This is a genomic window from Metapseudomonas resinovorans (assembly GCF_002003485.1).
Lineage (GTDB): Bacteria > Pseudomonadota > Gammaproteobacteria > Pseudomonadales > Pseudomonadaceae > Metapseudomonas > Metapseudomonas resinovorans_D.
This window is the reverse complement of the sequence record NZ_BDMA01000049.1, coordinates 1-22,340: the sequence shown is the minus strand read 5'-3', so window position 1 is coordinate 22,340 and position 22,340 is coordinate 1. Positions and strand designations below refer to the sequence as shown.

22 protein-coding genes are annotated in these 22,340 nt (G+C 64.8%); 7 read left to right on the top strand and 15 right to left on the bottom strand.

Going from position 1 to position 22,340, the window contains the following annotated elements; genetic code table 11:
• Positions 1-43 precede the first annotated feature (43 nt).
• From MnOB_RS12670 to MnOB_RS12655, 4 genes are all read right to left on the bottom strand, one after another.
• The gene (locus MnOB_RS12670) at positions 44-1,969 is read right to left on the bottom strand and encodes a DEAD/DEAH box helicase (RefSeq protein ID WP_077524581.1); all 1,926 of its coding nucleotides are present in this window, start codon (positions 1,967-1,969) and stop codon (positions 44-46) included.
• Positions 1,970-2,247: 278 nt separating this feature from the next.
• Positions 2,248-2,769, bottom strand: a complete 522-nt coding sequence (locus MnOB_RS12665; RefSeq protein WP_077524580.1) for a gluconokinase — start codon at positions 2,767-2,769, stop codon at positions 2,248-2,250.
• A gap of 252 nt (positions 2,770-3,021) precedes the next feature.
• Positions 3,022-4,317, bottom strand: coding sequence for a PepSY-associated TM helix domain-containing protein (locus MnOB_RS12660; protein ID WP_077524579.1), 1,296 nt, complete (start codon positions 4,315-4,317; stop codon positions 3,022-3,024).
• Between the two features lie 391 nt (positions 4,318-4,708).
• Complete coding sequence (locus MnOB_RS12655; RefSeq protein ID WP_077524578.1) at positions 4,709-5,299, bottom strand: TetR/AcrR family transcriptional regulator; 591 nt, start codon at positions 5,297-5,299, stop codon at positions 4,709-4,711.
• Between the two features lie 215 nt (positions 5,300-5,514).
• Here MnOB_RS12655 and MnOB_RS12650 point away from each other — a divergent pair, with 215 nt between their 5' ends.
• Both MnOB_RS12650 and MnOB_RS12645 read left to right on the top strand, forming a co-directional pair.
• Entirely contained in the window at positions 5,515-5,916 is a 402-nt protein-coding gene (locus MnOB_RS12650) for an MbcA/ParS/Xre antitoxin family protein (RefSeq protein ID WP_077524577.1), read from the top strand.
• Positions 5,916-6,602 (top strand): RES family NAD+ phosphorylase, encoded by a 687-nt coding sequence (locus MnOB_RS12645; protein WP_077524576.1) that lies wholly within the window; start codon positions 5,916-5,918, stop codon positions 6,600-6,602. The genes MnOB_RS12650 and MnOB_RS12645 overlap by 1 nt, the downstream gene beginning before the upstream one ends.
• A gap of 7 nt (positions 6,603-6,609) precedes the next feature.
• Here the strand turns inward: MnOB_RS12645 and MnOB_RS12640 are convergent, their stop codons facing one another.
• Positions 6,610-7,749, bottom strand: coding sequence for a carboxylate-amine ligase (locus tag MnOB_RS12640; protein ID WP_077524575.1), 1,140 nt, complete (start codon positions 7,747-7,749; stop codon positions 6,610-6,612).
• Between the two features lie 206 nt (positions 7,750-7,955).
• Here MnOB_RS12640 and MnOB_RS12635 point away from each other — a divergent pair, with 206 nt between their 5' ends.
• Positions 7,956-8,186 (top strand): hypothetical protein, encoded by a 231-nt coding sequence (locus tag MnOB_RS12635; protein ID WP_234358247.1) that lies wholly within the window; start codon positions 7,956-7,958, stop codon positions 8,184-8,186.
• On the top strand, positions 8,186-8,476 hold the full coding sequence (locus MnOB_RS12630; protein ID WP_077524574.1) for a hypothetical protein: 291 nt from the start codon (positions 8,186-8,188) through the stop codon (positions 8,474-8,476). Before MnOB_RS12635 ends, MnOB_RS12630 begins: the two co-directional genes overlap by 1 nt.
• A gap of 112 nt (positions 8,477-8,588) precedes the next feature.
• On the opposite strand, the gene MnOB_RS12625 is transcribed toward MnOB_RS12630, so the two are convergent.
• From MnOB_RS12625 to MnOB_RS12605, 5 genes are all read right to left on the bottom strand, one after another.
• Complete coding sequence (locus MnOB_RS12625; RefSeq protein ID WP_077524573.1) at positions 8,589-10,043, bottom strand: amidase; 1,455 nt, start codon at positions 10,041-10,043, stop codon at positions 8,589-8,591.
• Positions 10,044-10,107: 64 nt separating this feature from the next.
• Entirely contained in the window at positions 10,108-11,142 is a 1,035-nt protein-coding gene (locus MnOB_RS12620; protein ID WP_077524572.1) for an ABC transporter substrate-binding protein, read from the bottom strand.
• Positions 11,143-11,158: 16 nt separating this feature from the next.
• Complete coding sequence (locus tag MnOB_RS12615) at positions 11,159-11,965, bottom strand: ABC transporter permease (protein ID WP_077524571.1); 807 nt, start codon at positions 11,963-11,965, stop codon at positions 11,159-11,161.
• Positions 11,965-12,891, bottom strand: a complete 927-nt coding sequence (locus MnOB_RS12610; protein WP_077524570.1) for an ABC transporter permease — start codon at positions 12,889-12,891, stop codon at positions 11,965-11,967. Before MnOB_RS12610 ends, MnOB_RS12615 begins: the two co-directional genes overlap by 1 nt.
• Before the next feature lie 28 nt (positions 12,892-12,919).
• Complete coding sequence (locus tag MnOB_RS12605; RefSeq protein WP_077524569.1) at positions 12,920-14,041, bottom strand: ABC transporter ATP-binding protein; 1,122 nt, start codon at positions 14,039-14,041, stop codon at positions 12,920-12,922.
• A gap of 245 nt (positions 14,042-14,286) precedes the next feature.
• Between MnOB_RS12605 and MnOB_RS12600 the strand changes: the two genes are divergently transcribed.
• Positions 14,287-15,207, top strand: a complete 921-nt coding sequence (locus MnOB_RS12600; protein WP_077524568.1) for a LysR substrate-binding domain-containing protein — start codon at positions 14,287-14,289, stop codon at positions 15,205-15,207.
• A 181-nt stretch (positions 15,208-15,388) separates the two neighbouring features.
• Here MnOB_RS12600 and MnOB_RS12595 read toward each other — a convergent pair whose 3' ends face one another.
• From MnOB_RS12595 to MnOB_RS12575, 5 genes are all read right to left on the bottom strand, one after another.
• The gene (locus MnOB_RS12595; protein WP_077524567.1) at positions 15,389-16,099 is read right to left on the bottom strand and encodes an rRNA pseudouridine synthase; all 711 of its coding nucleotides are present in this window, start codon (positions 16,097-16,099) and stop codon (positions 15,389-15,391) included.
• Between the two features lie 189 nt (positions 16,100-16,288).
• Positions 16,289-17,206, bottom strand: coding sequence for a 5-oxoprolinase subunit C family protein (locus MnOB_RS12590; protein ID WP_077524566.1), 918 nt, complete (start codon positions 17,204-17,206; stop codon positions 16,289-16,291).
• Positions 17,203-17,916, bottom strand: a complete 714-nt coding sequence (locus MnOB_RS12585) for a 5-oxoprolinase subunit B family protein (protein ID WP_077524565.1) — start codon at positions 17,914-17,916, stop codon at positions 17,203-17,205. The genes MnOB_RS12590 and MnOB_RS12585 overlap by 4 nt, the downstream gene beginning before the upstream one ends.
• Positions 17,913-18,656 (bottom strand): 5-oxoprolinase subunit PxpA, encoded by a 744-nt coding sequence (locus tag MnOB_RS12580; protein WP_077524564.1) that lies wholly within the window; start codon positions 18,654-18,656, stop codon positions 17,913-17,915. Before MnOB_RS12580 ends, MnOB_RS12585 begins: the two co-directional genes overlap by 4 nt.
• 73 nt (positions 18,657-18,729) lie before the next feature.
• Entirely contained in the window at positions 18,730-20,016 is a 1,287-nt protein-coding gene (locus MnOB_RS12575; protein WP_077524563.1) for an MFS transporter, read from the bottom strand.
• A 295-nt stretch (positions 20,017-20,311) separates the two neighbouring features.
• On the opposite strand from MnOB_RS12575, the gene MnOB_RS12570 reads away from it, so the two are divergent.
• Positions 20,312-21,265 (top strand): LysR family transcriptional regulator, encoded by a 954-nt coding sequence (locus MnOB_RS12570; protein ID WP_077524562.1) that lies wholly within the window; start codon positions 20,312-20,314, stop codon positions 21,263-21,265.
• Between the two features lie 191 nt (positions 21,266-21,456).
• Positions 21,457-22,245 (top strand): putative hydro-lyase, encoded by a 789-nt coding sequence (locus tag MnOB_RS12565; protein ID WP_077524561.1) that lies wholly within the window; start codon positions 21,457-21,459, stop codon positions 22,243-22,245.
• The last annotated feature ends 95 nt before the right edge of the window (positions 22,246-22,340 follow it).

Below are 22,340 nucleotides of genomic sequence, written 5' to 3'. Positions count from 1 at the left end.
CATTCGCCAAGCAGGACGCAGTCCTGCCGTCGGTGGGCTTACCTCAACCCCGCCGCGCCAACACCTCGACCGCGCCCTGCACCTTGTTCGAATACCAGATCACCCGGCTCACACCCCGCGTCACGGCTACATAGGCCAGCCGCAGGCTTTCGTCCTGCATGGCCTGGTCGTAGCTGTTGCGGAAGAACCCCGAGTAGGCATAGAGCGCGTTGCGCAGCGGGTGCTTCTCTGGCGGGTTGCAGTCGTCGACGATGATCGCCACTTCCGCCTGCAAGCCCTTGGCGCGGTGGATGCTGTAGGCGCGCACCGGCAGTGCCGAATCCAGTTGTGCCTGGATCTGCCGCAGCGGCTCGTTGCGCCGGGAGAGCAGCAGCACCGGGTTGCGGTCGGCATTCGCGCGGCTGGCCACGTGGGCGCACTGGGCTTCGATCTCCTTTACCAGTTCGGGCAAACGCGACTTGAGATCGAAGCGCGATTCCAGCTTCACACCATGGTCGCCGGGCTGCACGGCCTTGAACGCCTTGCTGCCCTTGGCCTGCTTGAAAGCCACACCCTCCAGCACCGCCTCGCCGTCCCGCAGGATCGGCTCGATGGAGCGGTAGTTGGTTTCCAGCGTCAGTACGGTGCTCTTCTTCGTCTTGCCCTTGCTGGGGAAGTGCCGGTCGAAGTCCATGAACAGCTCCGGCGAGCTGCCGCGCCAGCCGTAGATGGACTGCCAGTCGTCGCCGATGGCCATCAGGCTGACCGCTTCGCCCTGGCGTGACAGGGCGCGATGCAGTGCTTGCAGCCACTGGACGATCTGCGGCGAGATGTCCTGGAACTCGTCGATCAACAGGTGACTGAAGGGCGCCAGGGCCTCGCTGGGCAAGCCGTTGCCCTTGGCGAGCACTTCACCCAGGCGCTGGAAGGCGGCGTTGAAGGTCATCAGCCCCTCTTGCTGCAACACGGCCTCGAAGTGCTTCCAGAACTGCACCAGGGCCTCGACGAAGGTGCGCTCCCGAGCCGAGCAGCCCAGGGCTCGAGCTTTCAGGCGGTCGAGGCGGATACCGATGCTCTCCATGAACCCGGCCTGCATATAGAAGGCCTCGAACAGCGGCAGCGGGGTGAACTCGCCGGCCAGCTTGAAGCCGTCCAGAGGCGCCTTCGGTATCTGCTGGGGCTGGCCTTCAACCGGGGCGGGCAGGGGCGGCAAGCCCAGCAGGCTGTGCACCCGCTCGCGGAAGTCCGCATTCGCCGCATAGCAATCCTGGTAGGCCTGCTGCAGCAGGCGCTGCTGGGCAGGGCGCAGGCGACCGGCCAGCAGCGGGTTGTCCAGTTCGCCGCTGGCTGCTTCGTCGAGTTGCTCGAACCAGCGCGGGTTGCCCAGCAGCTCCTTGGCGAGGGTGCCCATGGCCGAGTGGAAGGTGCGCACGCACTGGCGCGCCTGGGTGGCGTCGAAGGGGAACTGCCAGAAGGCCAGGACCTTGAGCAATTGCTCGCGGAGCTGGGCACAGGAGGCGTTGGTGAAGGAAATGACGGTGAGCCGCTCCGGGGCGACGCCCATGTGGCAGAGCATGAACACCACCCGCAGCACCAGGGTGGTGGACTTGCCGGAACCGGCACCGGCGAAGATGCGGGTGAGTGGAGCGCGGCCGAGGATCATCGCCCATTGCTCATCAGACGGCGGGCTGACCACGCCGGCGGTCACCGCCTGGGCCACGCGTTCGCGCATGGCTTCCACCTGCGCGTCGGTCACCTTCATCCGCGCGCCGGTGTAGATGCCTTCGTCGGCAGGCTTCTCGGGCTTGGCAGGGCCATCGCCAGCGGCGGCCTTCTTGGTTCCGGCGGCCTTGGCCTTGCCGGTATTGGCAGATTTCTTCGACCTTGGCGTGGGCTTGCGCAGTTGGTCAGCCGCTTCACGCTCGGCGCGCAGGTACTCGGTGGTTCGCGGGAAGTAACGCGCCAGGGCGCGTTTCATGGCAGACAGCATTGGATCGATCCCTGTAACCACGACAAAGCGCGGAATTCTAAGCGCTTTTGCATGAAGACTGGATGATGGCGGATTGGCTTCAGGTAGAGGCGGAGTTTGCCTTTCTTTGTAGGGGCGAATTCATTCGCCAAGGGTGGCGAAGCCGCCCCTTTTGTCCGCCAATCGCGGCTGGACTCACGCCGATCCAACAGCGGTGTTGCCCGTAGGGTGCGCCGTGCGCACAAGTGACAATGCCCGGTGCGCGCGGCGCACCCTACCATTGGGAACCGATTCGTTCTTCAGGCCGGCGCGTGATGCTGCCACCACTGGTGTATGGCGCTGGCCAGCTCGCCCACCGGCAGGGTGCCGTCGAGCACGAGGGTAAGGGGCTCATCCAGCGGCTCTTCCAGGTCGGCGAACTGGCTATCCAGTAGGCTCGACGGCATGAAGTGCCCCTGGCGCCGCGCCATCCGCTCGGCTGCGGCGGCGGGGGAGAGTTGCAGGTAGGCGAACGCCAGGCCAGGCACGGCGTGGCGCAGACCATCGCGGTAGGCGCGCTTCAAGGCGGAGCAGGTGAGGATGGGGTGCTCGCCAGCGCGGTAGGTCTGGCGCAGCTGTTTCTCGAGCGCATGCAGCCAGCTGGCGCGGTCCTTGTCGGTCAGGGGCTGGCCAGTGCTCATCTTCTGGATGTTGCGGTCGGGGTGGAAGGCATCCCCCTCGATCAACCGCGCTCCGCTGCGCACCTCCAGCGCGCGGGCCACGGCGGACTTCCCGCTACCGGCAACACCCATGATCACCAATGCGTTTATGGGCTCGTACATCGCGATATCTCTGCTGCTGGTACTTAAACCATAGGCAATGGCAGCGAAAAGATGGTTTCAGGAAGCTGATTCGATGACAGCGAAGCGGCATTCGCACCCAGTTCTTGATTTGTAGATGTTCTGGCAATTGAGTTGCGTTCTTGTTCGTAATCAAGCGAACGCGGCAGGAAAAACCGGAACGAATTCGCGGAAAGTTTTTGCGGGAGGTAATCAGGCCGGCCCGGAACAAGCCGGCCTGAACGAGGAGGGGAATCAGCTGGAGGGCAGGATGTTGCCGTCGGTGGAATCCGCCTGGCGTTGTGCCTTGTTCTGCAACGAACGTTCGCGGGCCGCGCGCTTGCGCCACCAGATGATCACGCCGGTGACCGAGAGCATGGCGATCACCACACCCATGGCGGAGATCAGGATGCGTCCCGGCAGGCCGAGGATGCGCCCGGAATGCAGGGGCAGCTGGGCCTGGACGAAGATGTCACCGGCGGTGCCTTTCCAGGGCTGGCTGTCGCCCAGCAGGCTGCCGTCCTGGCCGTCGAAGTAGAGCGCCGCCGGGCCCACGCCAGCATCGCCGTGGTCACCGCCGGGGTGGTAGAAGCTGACGCCGTAGATGCCGTAGTGGCGCGCATAGAACACGCTGCCCGCAGGTTCTTCCCAGCCACGGCGCGCGGCTTCCGCCTTGGCTGTGGCGATGGCCTCGACGAAGCCCAGGCGCGGCTCGATGGGCTGGTCTTCCGGGGTTTCCTCGCGCTTATCAAAGGGACCGGGGGTGACTTCGGTGACCAGCTGCATCATCGGGAAGAAGACTTCCCGATACAGGTTCAGGGAGAAGGCGGTGAAGGCCAGGACCAGCAGCAGGACCCAGGTCCACAGGCTGAATGCGCGGTGTAGGTCGAAGTTGAGCTTGTAGGAACCGCCGCTCCAGCGGACTTTCCACGCCGGCTTCCAGCGCTGCCACCAGGACGCGCCGCCGGCCGCCTTGACTGCCTTGGCCGCTGCCTGGCGGCGCCGCGCGGGCAGGGTCAGGTAGAAGCCGACGAAGCAGTCCAGCGTCCAGACGATGGCGACGATACCCAGCAGCCACAGGCCCCAGTGGTCGATGCCCCAGAACTCGGGGATGTGCAGGCTGTAGTGCAGCACGTAGAGGAAGGACACCAGGTTCTCGCTGGTCACCGGCCACACCGCGCCCCAGTCGCGCTTGCCCAGCTCGGCGCCGGTAATCGGGTCGACGAAAACCTGGTTGTAGCCCAGTTCGAAGGGCTTGCCGGTGGCCGGATCGACCCGGCCGGTCACACCCAGGTCCAGAGACCCTCCGGGCTCCGCTGCCAACGGCACATAGGTCACCACCGCGCGCGGATCACGGGCCTCGACCTGGCGGGCCAGCTCCAGCGGGTCGAGGGCCGGGCCCTGGCTGCTGACCTGCGTCAGGTGCGGGTTGAGCAGGTCATCCAGCTCGTGGTCCCAGGAAATGATCGCGCCGGTCAGGCCGGTGATGAGCAGGAAAGTGGCCGTGGCCAATCCGGCCCAGCGATGGAGGAGGGTGGCGAAGGAACGCATGGGGGAATCCGAAATTTCAGGGCTTGTCTGGAAAGGACGGATGAGAACGGCGAATCCGCCAAGGGAGGTGTAACGGGGTGTTTCGATAGTCGGTGATTGGGCGTGTTCGTTGGCGAATTCATTGGCATCGCCCGTAGGAGTTGGCTTGCCAGCGAATGGCCCCTTTTCGCTAGCAAGCTAGCTCCTACAAGGCTCCTGGACCGACGGTCGAATTCTGGCAACAGCCTAGGCCCGAAAGGGTGCTCTGCAGGATCTTTTGGGGGGTACGAGCTGCATTGCCCGTAGGAGTTGGCTTGCCAGCGAATGGCCCCTTTTCGCTAGCAAGCTAGCTCCTACAAGGCTCCTGGATCGCCGGTCGATTTCTCGTAACAGCTAATTCGCCCTAACAGCCTCAGGGCAAACGCAATGCCCCGCGCACCGTTCCCAGGATCATCCGTGTCATCAATTCGCGTCCTTGCTCACCCGGCAGGCCGCTGGCATCCAGCCAGGCCGGCAGTTGGTTGAGCAGGGACACGATGCTCGCCACAGCGCCGCGCCCGGCGTTGTCCAGAGGCTGCCCGGCCAATTGCTGCAGCGGCTCCAGCAGGGCCAGTTCGTAGGCCTGGCGCAGGTCGCGCAGTTGTTCCAGGCGCTCGCCGGAGAGGCAGCGACACTCCAGCTCAGCCAGGCGGAAATGCGGGCCCATCGCCTCATGCAAGGCCAGGTGGCCGTCAATCAACGTGGACAGTCGCTTGGCCGGATCGGCGTGGCGGCGGGCCAGTGCGGCGTTGTCCAGCAGCTGTTCGTAGAGCTCCTCGATGAACTCGAAGAGCAGCGCTTCCTTGCTTTCCACATGGTGATAGATGGACCCGGCCTTGATGCCGAGGTGCGCCGCCAGGTCGCGCATGCTCACCTGGCCGTAGCCCTGCTCGGCGAACAGGGCCAATGCCAGGTGACGGTTTTCCAGGTAGCGGGAGGGGCGGGCGGTAGTGACATCGAGCATGGCGTTGGCCCTCGCGAATGGCGTGCCCCGGCACTCTAGCCAGCGTGTGCGGCAGGGCCTAGGTCGAAAGCGCTCCGCTACCTTGGCGTTTTTTTCCATTGATCGGCGCGAGCCTGCAAATCACGGTCAGGAATTGCTGCGTATCAGAACTGTATGCTTGAAATAATTCGGATCGGGAGTACAGTTAAGCCATAGCAATTCTCCCAGGAGACGTCATGAGTATTCCTGCCAGCCATGTCATTCCGGACCTCCAGAGCGGCGAAGCCGGCCGCGTGGCCCTGAAGTTCTTCTTCAACCTGATGGACAAGTGGGGTTGCAACAAGGAACAGCAGCGCACGCTACTGGGCTCCATCGGCAACACCACCTACTTCAGCTACAAGAAGCTGCCCAGCGTGCGCCTGCCTCACGACACGCTGGAGCGCATCTCCTACCTGATGGGTATCCACAAATCCCTGCGCATTCTCTTCAGCAATCAGGAGGCGCGAGCCTACGAGTGGGTGCACAAGCCCAACAGCGCCGCACCCTTCAACGGCCGCAGCGCGCTGGAATACATGCTCGGCGGCCAGGTGGTGGACGTGGCCGATGTGCGCCGTTACCTCGATGGAGTGCGTGGCTGATGACCCAGGAGCTGCTGGTGGAACGGATTCCCGACTGGAACAAGGCCTATCGGCTGGTCAACAGCGCCTTCCCGCCCATATCCGTATTCGAAGACACCCTCGATCCCGCCGATCTGGAACTGGCCTACGCCATCGAGGCCATGACCAATGACCGCCTGCGTGACCAGGTGGGGGAGATTTCCCGCGTTGCGCCCGAGGACCGGGTCAGCGGCAACGGCTCCACCGTGGTGATGGCGGTGTTCACCCATATCGGCCGCAGCAGCCGCTTCACCGATGGCAGCTTCGGCGTCTACTACTGCGCCAGCTCCATCGACGCCGCCATCGCCGAAACACGCTATCACCAGGAGCGTTTCTGGCGTGCCACCCAGGAAGCGAGCATCGAGGTCACCCTGCGTGCCTACGTGAACAAGGTGGTCCAGCCGATGCTCGATGTGCGTGATCGCGCGGAGTTTCACGATCCTGACCCGGCGAGCTACGCTACCAGCCAGGTCTTCGCGGGGCTGCACCGCAACGCAGGCAAGTGGGGCTTGCTGTACAACAGCGTGCGCTTGCGGGGGCTCGAATGCGTGGCGGCATTCCGTCCGCCGGCGGTGACGCTTCCAGTGCAGGGAGCGCATTTTCGCTACATCTGGGATGGCCGCACCCAGAGCTTTTCCTGCGTGATGAAGATGAGCCCTGTCGGTTAGGTTCGCCTCAACCGCCGGACGTTTCCGCGATCAGTTCGTCGACCACCGCCACCAGTGCCTGCTGGCGCGGCAGGCCAGCCTGCAGGGCTTCGCGATAACGGTGCAGCTGGCGGTCGGCGCTGCTGCCGTAGCGCAGCACATGCCGGCCACGCACGAACGCCTGGCCATCTCCCTCGGACTCGGCGAGTTCGCCAAAGCAGCCATGGGCCCTCGCCAGCCAGGCGCCGGCGGACAGACTGGCCTCGCCCGAGGCATCCAGGTACATGCCGTGAATACCGAAGCGCATGGCGCGCCAGTGGTTTTCCTTCAGGACCAGGCGTTGCAGCTGGGAGTCCTGCGGGTCGCCATCCGCCTGGGTCATCGCCCAGCTCACCAGTGCGCGGAACAGGGCGACGATGCACAGCGCATCCTCCACCGAGGGACAGGCATCGGCCGCCAGGAACTCCAGGCTGGGGAAGCGCGGCGACGGACGTACGCACCAGGCGAGGTCGCTCTCGCGGCGTATCGACCCCGAGGCCATCAGCCATTGCACGTAGGCATCGAAGGCCGGCTCGTCCGGGAAGTGTTCGGGAATGCCCTTGTGCGGCCATTCGGCACTGACCGCCTGGCGATAACTCATCAAGCCGGTCGGTCGGCCGTTCCACAGGGGAGAAGACGTGCTCAGCGCCAGTAGCAGGGGGAGCCAGCCGAGCACCCGGTTCATCACCTTGATGCGGTCGATGTCCGGCGGTATCAGCACATGCACGCGCATGCCGCAGACCAGGCTGCGGTGAGCGATCATCCGCTGGTCTTCGAAGAGTGGCTGGTAGTGCGAGTCGTCCGTCGGCACCTGCACGTGCCAGTCGGCGAAGGGATGGGAGCCGGCGCAGATGGGCGCCAGCTGGTACTCCCCAGCGAGGCTCGCGAGACGGGTGCGGCGTTCCAGCAGGCAGGCACGCGCTTCGGAAATCTCCAGCAGGCTGGGTTGGACCATGTCCAGGCGTACCAGGCTCTGGAACATCTCCTGGCTGAAGCCTTCCTTGAACGCATGTCTGGCCGCCTGCAGGAAACCGTCAGGTAGCTGCGACGGCAGATTGCGACTGCGCTTGTCCACCAGAAAGAAGGTTTCCTCGACGCCAAATCCGGGTGCGAGCGGATCGTTGGGCATGCCAGCCGCCTCAATCGTGCGTTATGGCAAGTGACGTACCGGCTGGCCGAGGTTTCAAGGACCGTTTGTCAGCAAGGGCTCTGCAACGGGAGTGTCATCGGGACGCGGGATGCTTTCCGATGAAAAGCCGACCGAAGACATTTACGTCTTGAGTTTCCCTGCTAGGTTTTTCAGTCCGGCCACTCGATTGGTGGGGAGGACTGAGAATGAATAATTTGATGCTTCGCCAGGTTGAGGACACCTTGAACAAGATGAGCGTCACGTTTCAGTTCGAATGCTTGTGGGAGCCCGATGGGAGCTACTCCATCACCCTGCGCAACCAGCATCTAGCGATACCGCGAACCAAGGTGGCCGGCATCAGCCAGCTTGAGCTGAAAGACGTGTCCAGTACCCAGCGGCTGGGGCTGGAGCTGATGGACCGGGTCCTGGAAGACTGATGAAGCATCAATCCCATTCGCCGAAGCTGCAGGTCCTGCACCAGCCTTCCGGTAAGAACCCCAGGGTGGTCGAGCGGCTCGCCATCTTCCTGGTGATTGGCGTCTTCATGCTGGGGGTCTACGGCCAGTACTCCGGCCGCGGACCGGGCACCGAACTTGCGAAGGCCAAGCCGGTAAAAATCCCGGTATTCGAGTTCCAACGCCTGAGCGCCAACCCCGCCGAACGGACCGCCTCGTCCGGACAGCCGCCCAGGCAGGACAGTCGCAGCGGGCAGGAACAGCAGCTGTAGGGGCGAGTTCATTCGCCATGCAGGCCGAAGGGCTGTCCTTGGGGGCCAGGGATGCTTTGCATCCCTTGGCGAATGAATTCGCCCCTACAATTTCCTCATCCCCCCTGATCGATCAAACCACCAGACACCCCGGCACATGCCGCGTCCAGGCACTGGCCTGCTCATAGGCGTGGGCCAGTTGCAGCACGGCCAGGTCCGCCCGGGGCGGGCCGATGATCTGCATACCCATGGGCAGGCCACGGCTGTCGAAGCCCACCGGCACGTTGGCCACGGGGCAGCCGGAGAGGGTGGCGGGGATCACCACTTCCATCCAGCGGTGGTAGGTGTCCATGGCCCGGCCGGCGATTTCCTTCGGCCAGTGCTGGGTCTTGTCGAACGGGAACACTTGGGCGCTGGGTAGCAGCAGGTAGTCGTAGCGTTCGAATAGCTGGCAGATGGCGCGGTACCAGTCGGTGCGTGCCGCCGAGGCGCGGGACACGTCCATGGCCGAGAGCCCGAGGCCGTTCTCAACCTCCCAGATCGCTTCCGGCTTGAGCAGCTCACGCCTGGCCGGATCGGCAAAGTGTCCGCCCAGCGAGCTGGCCACCTGCCAATGCCGCAAGGTGCGCCAGGTGTCCCAGAGCTGGGCCATGGAGTATTCGGGCCGGACATCGTCGATGCTGCAACCGACGGATTCGAAGTCCTTGAAGGCCGTGCGGCACAGATCGAGTACGCCGCGTTCCATGGGCAGATAACCATCGAAGTCACCCAGCCAGCCGAGGCGGGCGCCCTTGAAGTCCCGTTGCAGGGCGCCGGCGAAGTCCTGGCCGCCTTCGGCGATGGACAGCGGCGCGCGTGCATCGCCGCCGGCCTGTACCGACAGGAGCAGGGCGACGTCACGGGTGTTGCGACCCATTGGACCCTCGTAGCCGAGCTGGTCGAAGAACAAGTCGGCGGCGTCGTCGAACGGCACCCGTCCCTGGGAGGGGCGGAAACCTATGATGTTGTTGAAGGCCGCCGGGTTGCGCAGCGAGCCCATCATGTCGCTGCCGTCGGCCACCGGCACCAGGCGCATGGCCAGGGCCGCCGCCGCGCCGCCGCTACTGCCGCCCGCGGTGCGGCTCGGGTCGTAGGCACAACCGGTGGCGCCAAACAGCGGGTTGTAGGTCTGCGAGCCGAGGCCGAATTCAGGCGTGTTGCTCTTGCCGATGATGATGGCGCCGGCGGCCTTCAGGCGTTCGACCATGATGCCGTCGCGCTCGGGAACGTAGTCGCGGTAAAGCGGCGAGCCGAGGGTGGTGCGGATGCCCTGCGTCAGCGACAGGTCCTTCACCGCATGGGGCAGGCCGTGCATCCAGCCCTTGTATTCGCCCCGGGCGAGTTCCGTGTCGCGCTGGTCTGCTTCGGCCAGCAGGCGTTCGGTCGGTTGCAGGCTCACCAGGGCATTCACGTGCGGATTGAAACGCTCGATATGGGCCAGGTAGTCCTGCATCACTTCGCGGCAGGACACCTGGCGCTGGCGGATGTGCAGGGAAAGCTGGTGGGCCGGCAGTTGCACCAGCTCACTGATGGGTTCGTTCTTGCTCATGGTCCTGCCTTGGGCAAACGGCGGATTGCGGAAGGCCCCGTCCGCCGGGACGGGGCCGGGTGGGTCAGCGCATCAGGTTGGTCCAGACACGGTCGGCCAGGCGGATGGCGCCTTCGCCGCAGGTCTTGCTGAAGAGCACCTTGGTGCCGTCCGGGATGTGCAGTTCCGGGGCGTCCTTCAGGCTGGCGTCCAGGAAGGGCTCCACGCCTTTGACCGGGCTCTGGTGCTTGAGGAAGTTCTGCGTCAGCGCGGCGTTTTCCGGCTGGCTGAGGAAGGCGATGAAGCGCTTCGCGCTATCCGGGTTGCGCGCGCCCTTGGGGATCACCAGGTTGTCCACCCAGGCCATCACGCCTTCCTTCGGATAGAGGTAGCGCAGGCTCGGCTTCATTTCGCGGGCACGCATGGATGAGCCGCCCCAGAACAGCGACATATCGATCTCACCCGAGGCCAGGTTCTCGCGGATGGAGCCGGCCTTGGAGCTGTAGGTCTTCACGAAGGGCTTCTGCGCCTTCAACAGGGTCAGCACCTGCTGCATCTGCTTCGGGTCTTCACTGCACAGCGGGATGTCCAGGTAGACGCTGGCCGCGTCGATCACCTCGCTGGCCGAGTCGAACATGTTGATCTTGCCCTGCAACTCGGCCGGCGGCTGGAACAGCAACGCCAGGCTATCGGTCGGGCCCTTGTAGGTGCCGGTGTCCACCACGACGCTCGTGGTGCCCCAGATGAAGGGCACCGAATAGGCGCCTTCCGGGTCCCAGGTCGGTTTCTTCAGGTTGTCGACAATGCCGGCGTAATAGGGCTGCTGCGCCGGGTCGAAGCGCTCCAGCAGGTTCTCCTGTACCAGGATCGGGATGAACTGGTGGGAGGGGATGGCCACGTCGTATCCGGTGCCACCCTGCTTGAGCTTGGCCAGCAGGGTTTCGTTGGAGTCGTAGGAATCCACCGTGACCTTGATGCCGGTTTCCTTCTGGAACTTCTCGAGGATCTGTGGCGAGAAGTAGCCGCTCCAGCTCACCACGTTGAGTTGACCGTCGGCCTGGGCGGACAGGCTCAGGCCCAGCGCCAGGCCGGCGCCCAGGGTTTTCATCACTGTATTCATGGGTTGGCTCTCCGGTTCAGTGTTTCTTCTTGCCGAGCAGGTAGGACAGGGTCACGAACAGCACGGAGACCCCGAGGATCAAGGTGGAAACAGCGTTCACATCGGGCGTCACGCCCATTCGCAGCAGGCCGAAGATGAAGATCGGCAGGGTGGTGGTGCCGGCCTGGGAAACCATCATCGAGATCACGAAGTTATCCAGCGAGACGATGAAGGCCAGCATCAGCCCCGAGACGATCCCCGGCATCAGCAGGGGCAGGGTGACCTTGCGGAAGGTCCGCCACTGGCCGGCGTAGAGGTCGGCGGCGGCCTGTTCCAGGGACAGGTCCATGTCGTCGAGACGGGCACGGATCGGCAGGTAGGCGAAGGGGACGCAGAACACCGTGTGGGCGATGATCAGGTTGCCGTAGCCCAGCGACAGGCCAAGGGTGGAAAACAGCGCCAGGGTGGCGACGCCGACGACGATTTCCGGCAATACCAGCGGCAGCATGATGGCGCCGATGGACAGGCGCATGCCCTTGAACTTCGAGCCGCGCGAGGTGCCCAGTGCCGCCAGGGTGGCGATGGCGGTGGCCGCCAGGCTGGCGCACACGGCGATCAGCAGGCTATTGCCGGCGGCCTGGCGTAGCGCCTGGTTGGCAAAGGCGGCGCGGTACCAGTCGAGGCTGAAGCCCGTCCAGATGGTGGCCGACTGGTTGGCGTTGAAGGAGAAGATCACCAGTACCAGGATCGGCGCATAGAGGTAGAGATAGAACAGAAAGCTGAATCCGCCGAATCCGGGGAAATCCTGTACGCCCAGGCGGGCCTTGCCTAACAGGCGCAACATCAGACACCTCCACGAGCGGCGCGCTGACGTTCGGCACGTAGCGCATAGACGGTCAGGACCAGCATCACCGCGGCCATCAGCACCAGCGACAGGGCCGCGCCGAAGGGCCAGTTACGGGCGTCGCTGAACTGCCGGAAGATCAGGTTGCCGAGCATCATCTTGGTCCCGCCACCCAGCAGTTCCGGGGCGATCATGGCGCCGAGGCAGGGCACGAAGGTGAGGATGGCGCCGGCGAGGATGCCTGGCCGGGCGATGGGCAGGACGACCTTGCGCAGGGTGCGCACGCGGCCGGCATAGAGGTCCTGGGCGGCTTCCAGCAGGCGCATGTCCATCTTCTCCAGGCAGGCGTAGATGGGCAGTACCACGAAGGGGGCATAGGTGTAGACCAGCCCCAGCAGCACCGCGCCGTCGGTGTAGAGCAACTGCAGCGGCTGGTCGATCAGCCCCAGGCCCATCAGGCTGTTGTTGATCACGCCACTGCCACGCAGCAGCAGGATCCAGGCGTAGGTGCGGATCAGCAGGTTGGCCCAGAAGGGCACAGTGATCAGGAAGATCAGCAAGCCACGGCGATGGGGCGGCTGCATGGACAGCCAGACCGCCACCGGGAAGCCCACCAGTAGAGTGATGAGGGTGGTGGCTGCGGCGATGCCTACCGAGCGCAAAGCGATCGCCAGGTACGAGTCGGCGAAGGCCAGGCTGTCGTCCAGTTGGCGCTCGAACAGCAGTGACAGGTAGGACTCGGTGCTGAATACGCGGTTGACGCCGCCGTAGGGATTGGCCTCCATCAGCGAATAGGCGACCACGATCAGGATCGGGAGGATCAGGAAAAGGCCGATGGCGACCAGCGCGGGTGACACGCCGAGGAAGCTCTGCATGGCCTGGCGGCGCGCAAGCATGGCGCCGGGCGCAAGGGATGTCGGGTTCATGGCAGTTGACCGTTGGCAGGTGACGGGTTCAATCCAGCAGCACGCTGGCGCTGTCCGGGTCGAGCAGCAGGGCGGCGGCTTCGCCGGGTCGGAAGCGCTGGCCCTGGCCACCACGGTTAGGCGTGCGCACGGTCAGGCGGCTGCCATCTCCGAGGCTTACGTGGTAGTGCAGGTCGGTGCCGAGGTAGACCTGGTTGTCGACGCGGCAGGGGATGGCGCCGCCCTGGGCCGGTTGCACCAGGTGCAGGCGTTCCGGACGAATCGACAGGCAGACATCCTGGCCCGGCTTTACCCCTTCACGGGCGGCGGCGCGGAACGGCTTGCCGCCCGGCCCCTGGTAGATCGCCTGGGTGCCGTCTTCCTGCAGCAGCCGTGCCTCGATGAAATTGGTCTCGCCGATGAAGTCCGCCACGAAGCGGTTGCGCGGTTGTTCGTAGATTTCGTCGGGGCGTCCGACCTGCTGCACCTGGCCTTCGGAAAGCACGGCAATGCGGTCGGACATCGCCAAGGCTTCTTCCTGGTCGTGGGTGACGAAGATGAAGGTGATGCCGGTACGCGCCTGGATGCTCTTCAGTTCCTCGCGCATGGCCTGGCGCAGCTTGAGGTCGAGGGCCGAGAGCGGTTCGTCCAGCAGCAGGACCTTGGGGTGCGGCGCCAGGGCTCGGGCGAGGGCCACGCGCTGTTGCTGGCCACCGGAGAGCTGGCTGGGACGGCGCTCGGCGAAGCGTTCCATCTGCACCATCGCGAGCATCTCGCGGACCCGCTCGGCCACCTGGGCGCGGCTCATGCGCTTGCCCATGGGGTGGGACTCCAGGCCGAAGGCGAGGTTCTCGGCAATGGTCATGTGGGGGAATAGCGCGTAGTGCTGGAATACGGTGTTGACCGGCCGCTGGAAGGGCGGCAGGTCGGCGATGTTCTCGCCGTAGAGGCGGATTTCCCCGGCGCTGGGGAACTCGAATCCGGCGATCATCCGCAGCAGAGTGGTCTTGCCGCAGCCGGAAGGGCCGAGGAGGGTGAAGAACTCGTTGTCGCGGATATCGAGATCGACGCTCTTCAGGGCGACCGGGCCGTTCTGCGGGTCGCCATACACCTTGCGTACTGAACGAACCGAGACCGCCGCCGCAGGCAACGGGACATGCACAGCATTCATCACTACTTCTCCTGTTCCCCGTGGTTCGGGCGGCCGCGTATGCTGGCGGAGATTCCTTACCTCGGGCTTTCGATTGTTGTTCTAGGCAGTCCCGGCAATGCCGGGGCAACAGGGAGTTGATCGGGCGAGGTTGTTGTTCTTCGTGCCTCGGGACCGATCATCTGGCAGGGGATGCGGGCTATAAAGCTCAATTTTCTTACATGTGCTATTAAAAAAACTAACAGCTGCAAGGTGCCTTCGCGTCCATGCCCATTCGCCGTTTGCCACCCCTCAACGCCGTGCGCGCCTTCGAGGCCGCCGCCCAACTGGGCAGCTATGTCGCCGCCTCCAAGGCCCTGCATGTCACCCAGCCCGCCATTGGCCGTCATGTGAAGTTGCTGGAGGAGTGGCTGGGCGTGCAGCTGTTCGACCGCACCCCGCGTGGCGTTGAGCTCACGCCGGCTGGGCGCCAGTACTACGCGCGCATCAGCACCGCCCTGGCGCAGATCGCCGATGCCGGTGACGAGGTGGCGAAGAAGCGCGCTGTGCGCTGGTTGAAAATCCTCGCCGTGCCTGCATTCGCCAAGCGCTGGCTGACGCCCAAGCTGGAGGCCGTCAGCCGTATGCGGCCGGGGCTGAAGATCGTCATCGAGCCCAACTCCACCTTCACCGAAGTCGACGGCAAGAGCGCCGACCTCGGCATCGTCTACGGCATGCCGGGAGACTACAGCGGCGCCCGAACAATCCTGATGCAGCCAAGGGTGTTCCCTGTGTGCGCACCGGAATACCTGGCCCGTACCGGACCGATCGAAAATGCCACAGACCTGGCCCGCCACGACCTCATCCACTACGACAGCGAATGGTGGAACCTCTGGTTCGCCCGCGTCGGCGTCGATGTGCAGGTGAGTGCGGATGTGCTCTACGTCAGCAACGACTACGTGCTGTCACTGGCCGAGGGCGGGCGTGGCATCGCCCTGGCCAACGAGGTGCTGGTGCGCCGTGAGTTGGAGAACGGCCTGCTGGTGAAGGCCGTCGACGTAGATGTGCCGCTGGAGAGCTACCAGTTGCTGACCCCACCGGGGCCGGTTTCGGCGGATGTGGAGTGGTTCAGCGAATGGATCGCTGCTGTTCTGCGGGAAGAGTTTCCGGAAGCGTTCGAGGGGGATGCAGGGGCAAAATCGTTGTAGGGGCGATTTCAATCGCCAGGCGAATGAATTCGCCCCTACAGGAAGCGGCCGTACTTAGCTGCGTAGGATGGGTAGAGCCTGCGAAACCCATCGATTGCGGTGATGGGTTTCGCTTCGCTCTACACCATCCTACGGGTCTTCAATCACGAATGAGTTCGCCCCTGCAGAATGTGGCTGTGCCTCAGAACTTCTCGGCTTGCCCCAGGTAGCGCCACTGGCCGACCGGCACTTTGCCCATGGGCACGCCGCCGATGCGGATGCGCTTCATGCTGATCACCTTCAGGCCAATGGCGGTGCAATAGGCTGCGATCAGTCCCTGTTTCGGGTTCTTCAGCGCGAAGCGCAGGTGGGTCTCGTTCTGCCAACTGGCTTTCACCGGGGGCAGTTCGCCGCCCTTGATGCGGATCCCGCGCTTGAGCTTGTCCAGGCCGTTGTCGACCATGGCGCCGGACACCTCCACCACATATTCCTGCTCCAGTTTGTTGGCGTCTTCGTTGAGCTTGCGCAGGGCGCGCCAGTCCTGGGTCAGCACCAGCAGGCCGCTGGCGCCCGGTTGCAGCGGTAGGGTGGTGGTCAGGCGGGCGAAGTGGCTACGCAACAGGCGCAGGTTGGCGCGGTCTTCCGGCCAGCGGCTTTCAGGGGTGAGCTCGCGCTGGGCGGCTTCGAAGGAGAGGCCGGCGGGCTGGTTCAGTAACAGGGTCACCGGGTCCTGCGGCTCGGGCGTGGCGCCGGGGAGCAGGGTGACGGTCTGGCCCTCGACCTTGAATTGCGGCTGCTCCACCACCTCGCCATCGACGGTGACCCAGCCACCCTCGATGTAAAGCTCGGCCTCCCGGCGGGAGCAGCCGGTGAGTTCGACGACGCATTTGGACAGGCGGATGGGGTCGGTCATGGAGGCAGCCAGTGGAGGGGAAAGGGCGCAATGGTAAACCCTTTGGCGGTTTTCCTGTCGGCTTCCTGCCTGTAGGGGCGATTTCAATCGCCAAGGGCTGCGAAGCAGCCCATTCCTGATGGGTGGGGCAGGCCTGCGGCCTGCTTGGCGAATGAATTCGCCCCTACAGTAGTTCTCTACCCTTGCCTGTCAGCTCCACCACCCCGCCAAGGCCTTGCGGTGTTCCTGATGCGCCGCTTCCTGCACCGTCGGCACGAACTGCAACGCGGCACCGGGCAGGCATTGCGCCAGGCGCGCCACGGCCAGCGGGGTGAGGGCGCCGAGGCGGGGGTAACCGCCGATGGTCTGGCGGTCGTTGAGCAGGGCGATGGGCTGGCCGTCCGGCGGGACCTGCACGGCGCCCAGGGCGATGCCTTCGGAAATCATCGACTGGGTCCTGCATTCCAGCTTCGGTCCGAGCAGACGTACGCCCATGCGGTCGGCGCGGGTATCCACCGTCCACTGGCTATTGAAGGCGTCGAACAGGCTCTGCCCGGAGAAGTCACCGATCTGCGCACCGAGGATCAGTTCCAGACGGGCATCAGCGCTGAAGTCGGGAATCTGTACGCGCGGCATGTCGCGCATCTGCACGGCGTCGCCCTGCCAATCCAACCGGTCGCCCATGGCCAGGCCTTTGCCGTTCGCGTTGAGGCCGCCCAGCTCTTCGCGGGCGACGGTCGACACGCTGCCCAGCTGACGTTCGCCAAGGAAACCGCCCGGCGCGGCGAGATAGGCGCGAACACCCCGGCGCGGATGGGCGAACTCGAGGCGCTGGCCGCTGCTCACCTTGAAGGCACCCCAGGCAGGGAGCGGCTGGCCGTCGAGCGTGGCGCCCAGGTCGGCACCGGCGATGGCCAGGGTGCCGTCCCGTTGGCAGGTCAGGCTGAAGGCACCCAGGCCGACTTCCACCACCGCCGCATCCAGCGGATTGCCCAGCAGCCAGTTGGCCCAGCCCATGGATACCCAATCCAGCGCACCGCCCTGGGTCACGCCCAGGTGACGGCAGCCGAAGCGGCCCCGGTCCTGGAGGAGGATGAAGGGCGAGCTGCGATCGATGACGAGGCTCATGGCAAGGTCTCCAGCGGGGTGTCGTCGCCGCCCAGGCGGATGAATTCGGCACGGTCGATGGGTTCGAAGCGCACCCGGTCGCCGGCCTGCAGCAGGCTGTAGCCGGGAAGGCCCAGGTCGAACAGGCGAACTGGCGTGCGTCCCAGAAGGTTCCAGCCACCGGGACTTTCCACCGGGTAGACCGCCGTCTGCCGTTCGGCGATTCCGACGCTGCCAGGGGCGATGCGCTTGCGCGGAGTAGTCAGGCGCGGCGCGGCGAGCGCTTCCTCCACCAGTCCCATGAAGGCGAAGCCGGGGGTGAAGCCGAGGGCGAACACCTGGTACTCGCGCTGGCTGTGTCGCTGTACCAGTTCAGCCACGCTCAGGTGCTTGCGCTGGGCCAGGGGCTCGAGGTCCGGCCCGACGCTCGGGTCATACCAGGTGGGGATGACATGGCTACGACCGCTGGCGCGGGTTTCCGGGCTGAGGTCGGCGAGGGCACCGGCAATCAGCTCGCGGGCCTGGCGCGGGTCCAGCCGCAGCAGGTCATAGTGCAGCAGCAGGGTGGTATAGGAGGGCACCAGGTCTATCAGCGCCGTGCCGAAGGTCTCCCGCAGACGAGTGCCGGCAGCCAGCATCCAGGGCATGTTGGCTTCGTCGATGCGGTCGAACAGGCGCAGGATGAAGGCATCGATGGACGCCACTTCGATGCGCAGTTGCGGGATGCTCATTGGGCCTCCAGCGCTTCGCGTATGCGTTTGACCGCGGCGATCGAACCGGGGTTGTCGCCGTGGACGCAGAGGGTGTGCGCCTTCAGCGGCAGGTCGCTGCCATCGCTGGCGCGCAGGGAGTCGCCACGGGCGAGGGTGATGGCCTGGGCCACCACCTGTTCCGGGTCGTGGTGCACCGCGCCGGGCAGGCTGCGCGACACCAGATAGCCGTCGCCGTCATAGGCGCGGTCGGCGAAGGCCTCGAACCAGAGGGTCACGCCGTACTCGTCGCCGATGGCCTGGGCGGCGCTGTTGTCGCGGGTGCTCATGAGCATCAGCGGCAGTTGTGCGTCGTAGGCGGCTATGGCACGCATCACGGCGGCGAGGATGGCCGGGTCGCGCATCATGTCCTGGTACAGCGCGCCATGGGGCTTCACGTAGCTGACGCGGGCGCCCTGGGCACGGCACAGGCCGTCGAGGGCGCCGATCTGGTAGAGCATCAGGTCTTCTACTTCGGCCGGCGAGCAGGCCAGGGAGCGACGACCGAAGCCCACCAGGTCCGGGTAGCCGGGGTGGGCACCAATGCTCACTCGGTGCTTCACCGCCAGGGCGATGGTGCGGCGCATGGTGCCGGGGTCGCCGGCGTGGAAGCCGCAGGCGATGTTGGCGCAGTCGATCAGGGGCATCACGTCGGCATCCAGGCCCATGGTCCAGGCCCCGAAGCTTTCGCCGATATCGCAGTTCAACAGCAGTCTGGTCATGGTTTGTCCTACAGGTAGGCGAAGGCCTGCCGCCGGCCAGGGGCTCGGCAGCAGGCGGGACAAGGGATAGGGGTTAGAGCTCGAGTTGCTTGCCGCGGGTTTCCGGCAGGCTGAGGGCGGCGAGGATGACCACCCCGTAGGACACTGCGGCGAAACCGCCGATGCCCACGCCCAGCGAGACGTGCTGGCTGAGAATGCCGATCAGCATCGGGAAGAGCGCGGCGACGGCGCGGCCGATGTTGTAGCAGAAGCCCTGGCCCGAACCCCGGATGCGGGTGGGGAACAGCTCGGTGAGGAAGGAGCCCATGCCGCTGAAGATGCCCGAGGCGAAGAAGCCGAGGGGGAAGCCCAGCCAGAGCATGGCGGTGTTGCTCACCGTCAGGTTGGTGTAGAGCAGCACCACGACGAAGGAGCCGACGGCGAAGAGGATGAAGTTCTTCTTGCGGCCGATCAGGTCGGTGAGGAAGGCGCTGATCACGTAGCCCACGTAGGAACCGAGGATCACCATGGCCAGGTAGCCGCCGGTGCCCAGCACGGTAAGCCCGCGTTCAGCCTTGAGGAAGGTCGGCAGCCAGGAGGTGATGGCGTAGTAGCCACCCAGGGCGCCCGTGGTCAGCAAGGATGCGCGCAGGGTGATGCTGAGCATGCCGGGGGCGAATATCTCGTAGAAATTGACCTTCTCGGCGCCCTGGTTGTGCTTGCGGGCTTCCTTGTAGATTTCCGGCTCCTTCACCAGGCGACGAACCACGATGACGAAGATCGCCGGCAGCAGGCCCAGCATGAACAGGGCGCGCCAGGCATCTTCCGGCGGCAGGATGCTGAACATCAGCGCGTAGAGGACGGCAGTCATGCCCCAGCCAAGCGCCCAGCCGGATTGCACCAGGCCCACGGCCTTGCCACGGTCCTTGGCCTTGATGACTTCACCGATCAGCACTGCGCCGGCGGTCCACTCGCCGCCGAAGCCGAAGCCCATCAGGGTGCGGGCGATCAGCAGTTGTTCGTAGCTCTGCGCGAGGCCGCAAAGGAAGGTGAAGAAGGCGAACCAGAGCACTGTCAGTTGCAGGGTCAGGACGCGGCCGATGCGGTCGGAGAGGATGCCGGCAACCCAGCCGCCAGCGGCGGAGGCGAGCAGGGTGAGGGTGTGGATGAGGCCGGCTTCACCGGTGCTGATACCCCAGATGGCGATCAGCGTGGGGATGACGAAGCTGAGCATCTGGGTGTCCATGCCGTCCAGGCCGTAGCCTATCTTGCAGCTCCAGAAGGTGCGTCGTTCCTGCTTGCTGAGGGCCCGGTACCAGCCGAAATGGCCGCCCTGGTCGATATCCAGGCCGCCGCCCGCGTGGGTCGCGTGTTTTTGCATGGGGTTCTCCGATCGCTGTTCTTGGCGTTGTATGAGCATTCGGGGGATGCGGAGTCGACGCCCGCAGCCTGTGGGCGGATTCTTGTGCCGGGGTTGGCGGATCGTCCAACTAATTAAAGCGGCCGCCGGGGATAAGAAATTCCGATACCCGATCAGTGGCGCCAGGATCGAAGACGCTCGCGCCGTGCACAGGAGGCGTTCGTCGTTCGGGAGACTGTGTGGTACAGGAAGTGCTTGAATCTACTGTATCTTTTCGCCCTTGCTGCGTTTGATACCTTGCTTGCCGGTAATCGCCATGAACCTGAAGTTCCTTGAAACCTTCGTCTGGGTCGCCCGCCTGAAAAGCTTTCGTCTGACCGCCGAGAAGCTGTTCAGCACGCAGGCGTCCATTTCCAGCCGTATCGCCGTACTGGAGGATGAATTGGGCGTGAAGCTGTTCGTGCGCGATTCCCGTGGCGTGACGCTTACGCCGGAGGGGCACAAGGTGCTGGAGTACGCCGAGCAGATGATGGACACCATGCACGCCCTGCGGCAGGCCATCGACACCAGTACCGCCACCCAGGGACGCATCCGCATCGGCGCCATGGATACGGTGATCCATACCTGGCTGAGCCCCCTGGTATCGAAACTGAACGAGCTCTATCCGGCGGTGGAGATCGAGCTGATGGCCGACACCGCGCGCAACCTCTCCGAGCAGTTGCAGAAGGGCTATCTGGACCTGATCTTCCAGACTGATCCGCTGCGCCACGAGTCGGTGCTCAACCTCGAACTGGGCGGCTACCCGTTGTGCTGGATCGTGTCCACCGGTTCCATCTACCACCGCGACTACGCCTCGCTGGCCGAATTAGCCCGCGAGCGTATCGTCACCTTCTCCAAGCACTCGCGGCCGCATCAGGATGTGCTCGGCCTGCTGCACGCCAATGGCGTGACGACGCCACACCTGAGTTGCGTGAACTCGGTCGCGGCCATGACCCGCCTGCTGCGCGACGGCTTCGGCATCGGCGCCTTGCCGCCGGCGCTGGTGGCCCAGGAACTGGAGCGCGGCGAGCTGACGATCCTGCGCCTCGGGCCAATGCCGCCGATCCTGCCGCTGGTGGTGTCCTGGCGCGGCGGCACCGGCTTGGAACTGGTGGACCAGGTGGTGGATGTGAGCAAGTCGGTGGTGGCGAACTACGCCGAGAACGTCGGCAAGGAACACTTCGTTCCGGCCGAACTGAAGAAGGGAGAAGGGCGCCCGCGCGGCCTCTGACACAGGCGGCTCGTGTCCCTGTTCTGACGCCGAGGCGGTGCGCATGGCACACCCTACGATGGGACAGGGTGCGGAGGTTCTTCCAACGTGGATGTTCAATTTTCCCGATGCCCGGTCCCGGAAAATTCTTGTTGGACGGCCTGGCCACAATGCCCCTACAAAACGCGCAGAACAATAACCGGAGCTGGCCCATGACCTCGCAACAACTCGCCCAACTTCCCCCTCGTGAACTCCGCCGGCTGATCCGCCGTGGCGACTACAGCGGCCATACCAGCGGCCTGGGCCAGCGCCATCTGCAGGCCAACATCGTGATCCTGCAGAAGTCCTGGGCGGACGAATTCCTCCGTTTCTGCGTGCTCAACCCGCGTTCCTGCCCGCTGCTGGACGTGACCGAACCAGGCTCGCCGTACTTCGAGAAACTCGGTGTAGATGTCGACGTGCGTAGCGACGTGCCACGTTATCGCGTCCATCGCCGTGGCCGGGCGTTCGAGGAAGTGACCGATATCGGCGAGCACTGGGAGGCGGATTTCGTCGCCTTCGCCATCGGCTGCTCCTTCTCCTTCGAACAGGCCCTGCTAGACGCCGGCATTCCGCTGCGCCACATCGAGATGGGGCGCAACGTCGCCATGTACCGCACCGCCATCGACACGCATCCGGCGGGGCGCCTGGCGGGCAAGACGGTGGTGTCCATGCGTCCGATGAAAGCCGCCGATGCCGTACGCGCGATCGAAATCACCGCGCGTTTCCCGATGACCCATGGCGCGCCGGTGCACATCGGCGACCCGTCCCTGATCGGCATTGCCGACATCGACGCTCCGGATTACGGCGATCCGGTGCCGGTGCATGCCGATGAAATCCCGCTGTTCTGGGCCTGTGGCGTTACCCCGCAGGCGGTACTGGCCGAAGCCGAGCCGGAGTTCTACATCACCCACGCGCCGGGACACATGCTGGTGAGCGACAAGCTCTACGGTGAGGTTTAGCGGCATCTGTGGTCGGCTCTGCCTAGCAGTATGAGGCCGATCGGGTAGGGTGCGCCGTGTGTTCAGCCGGGATACATGGGTAACGCCTGTCGGGG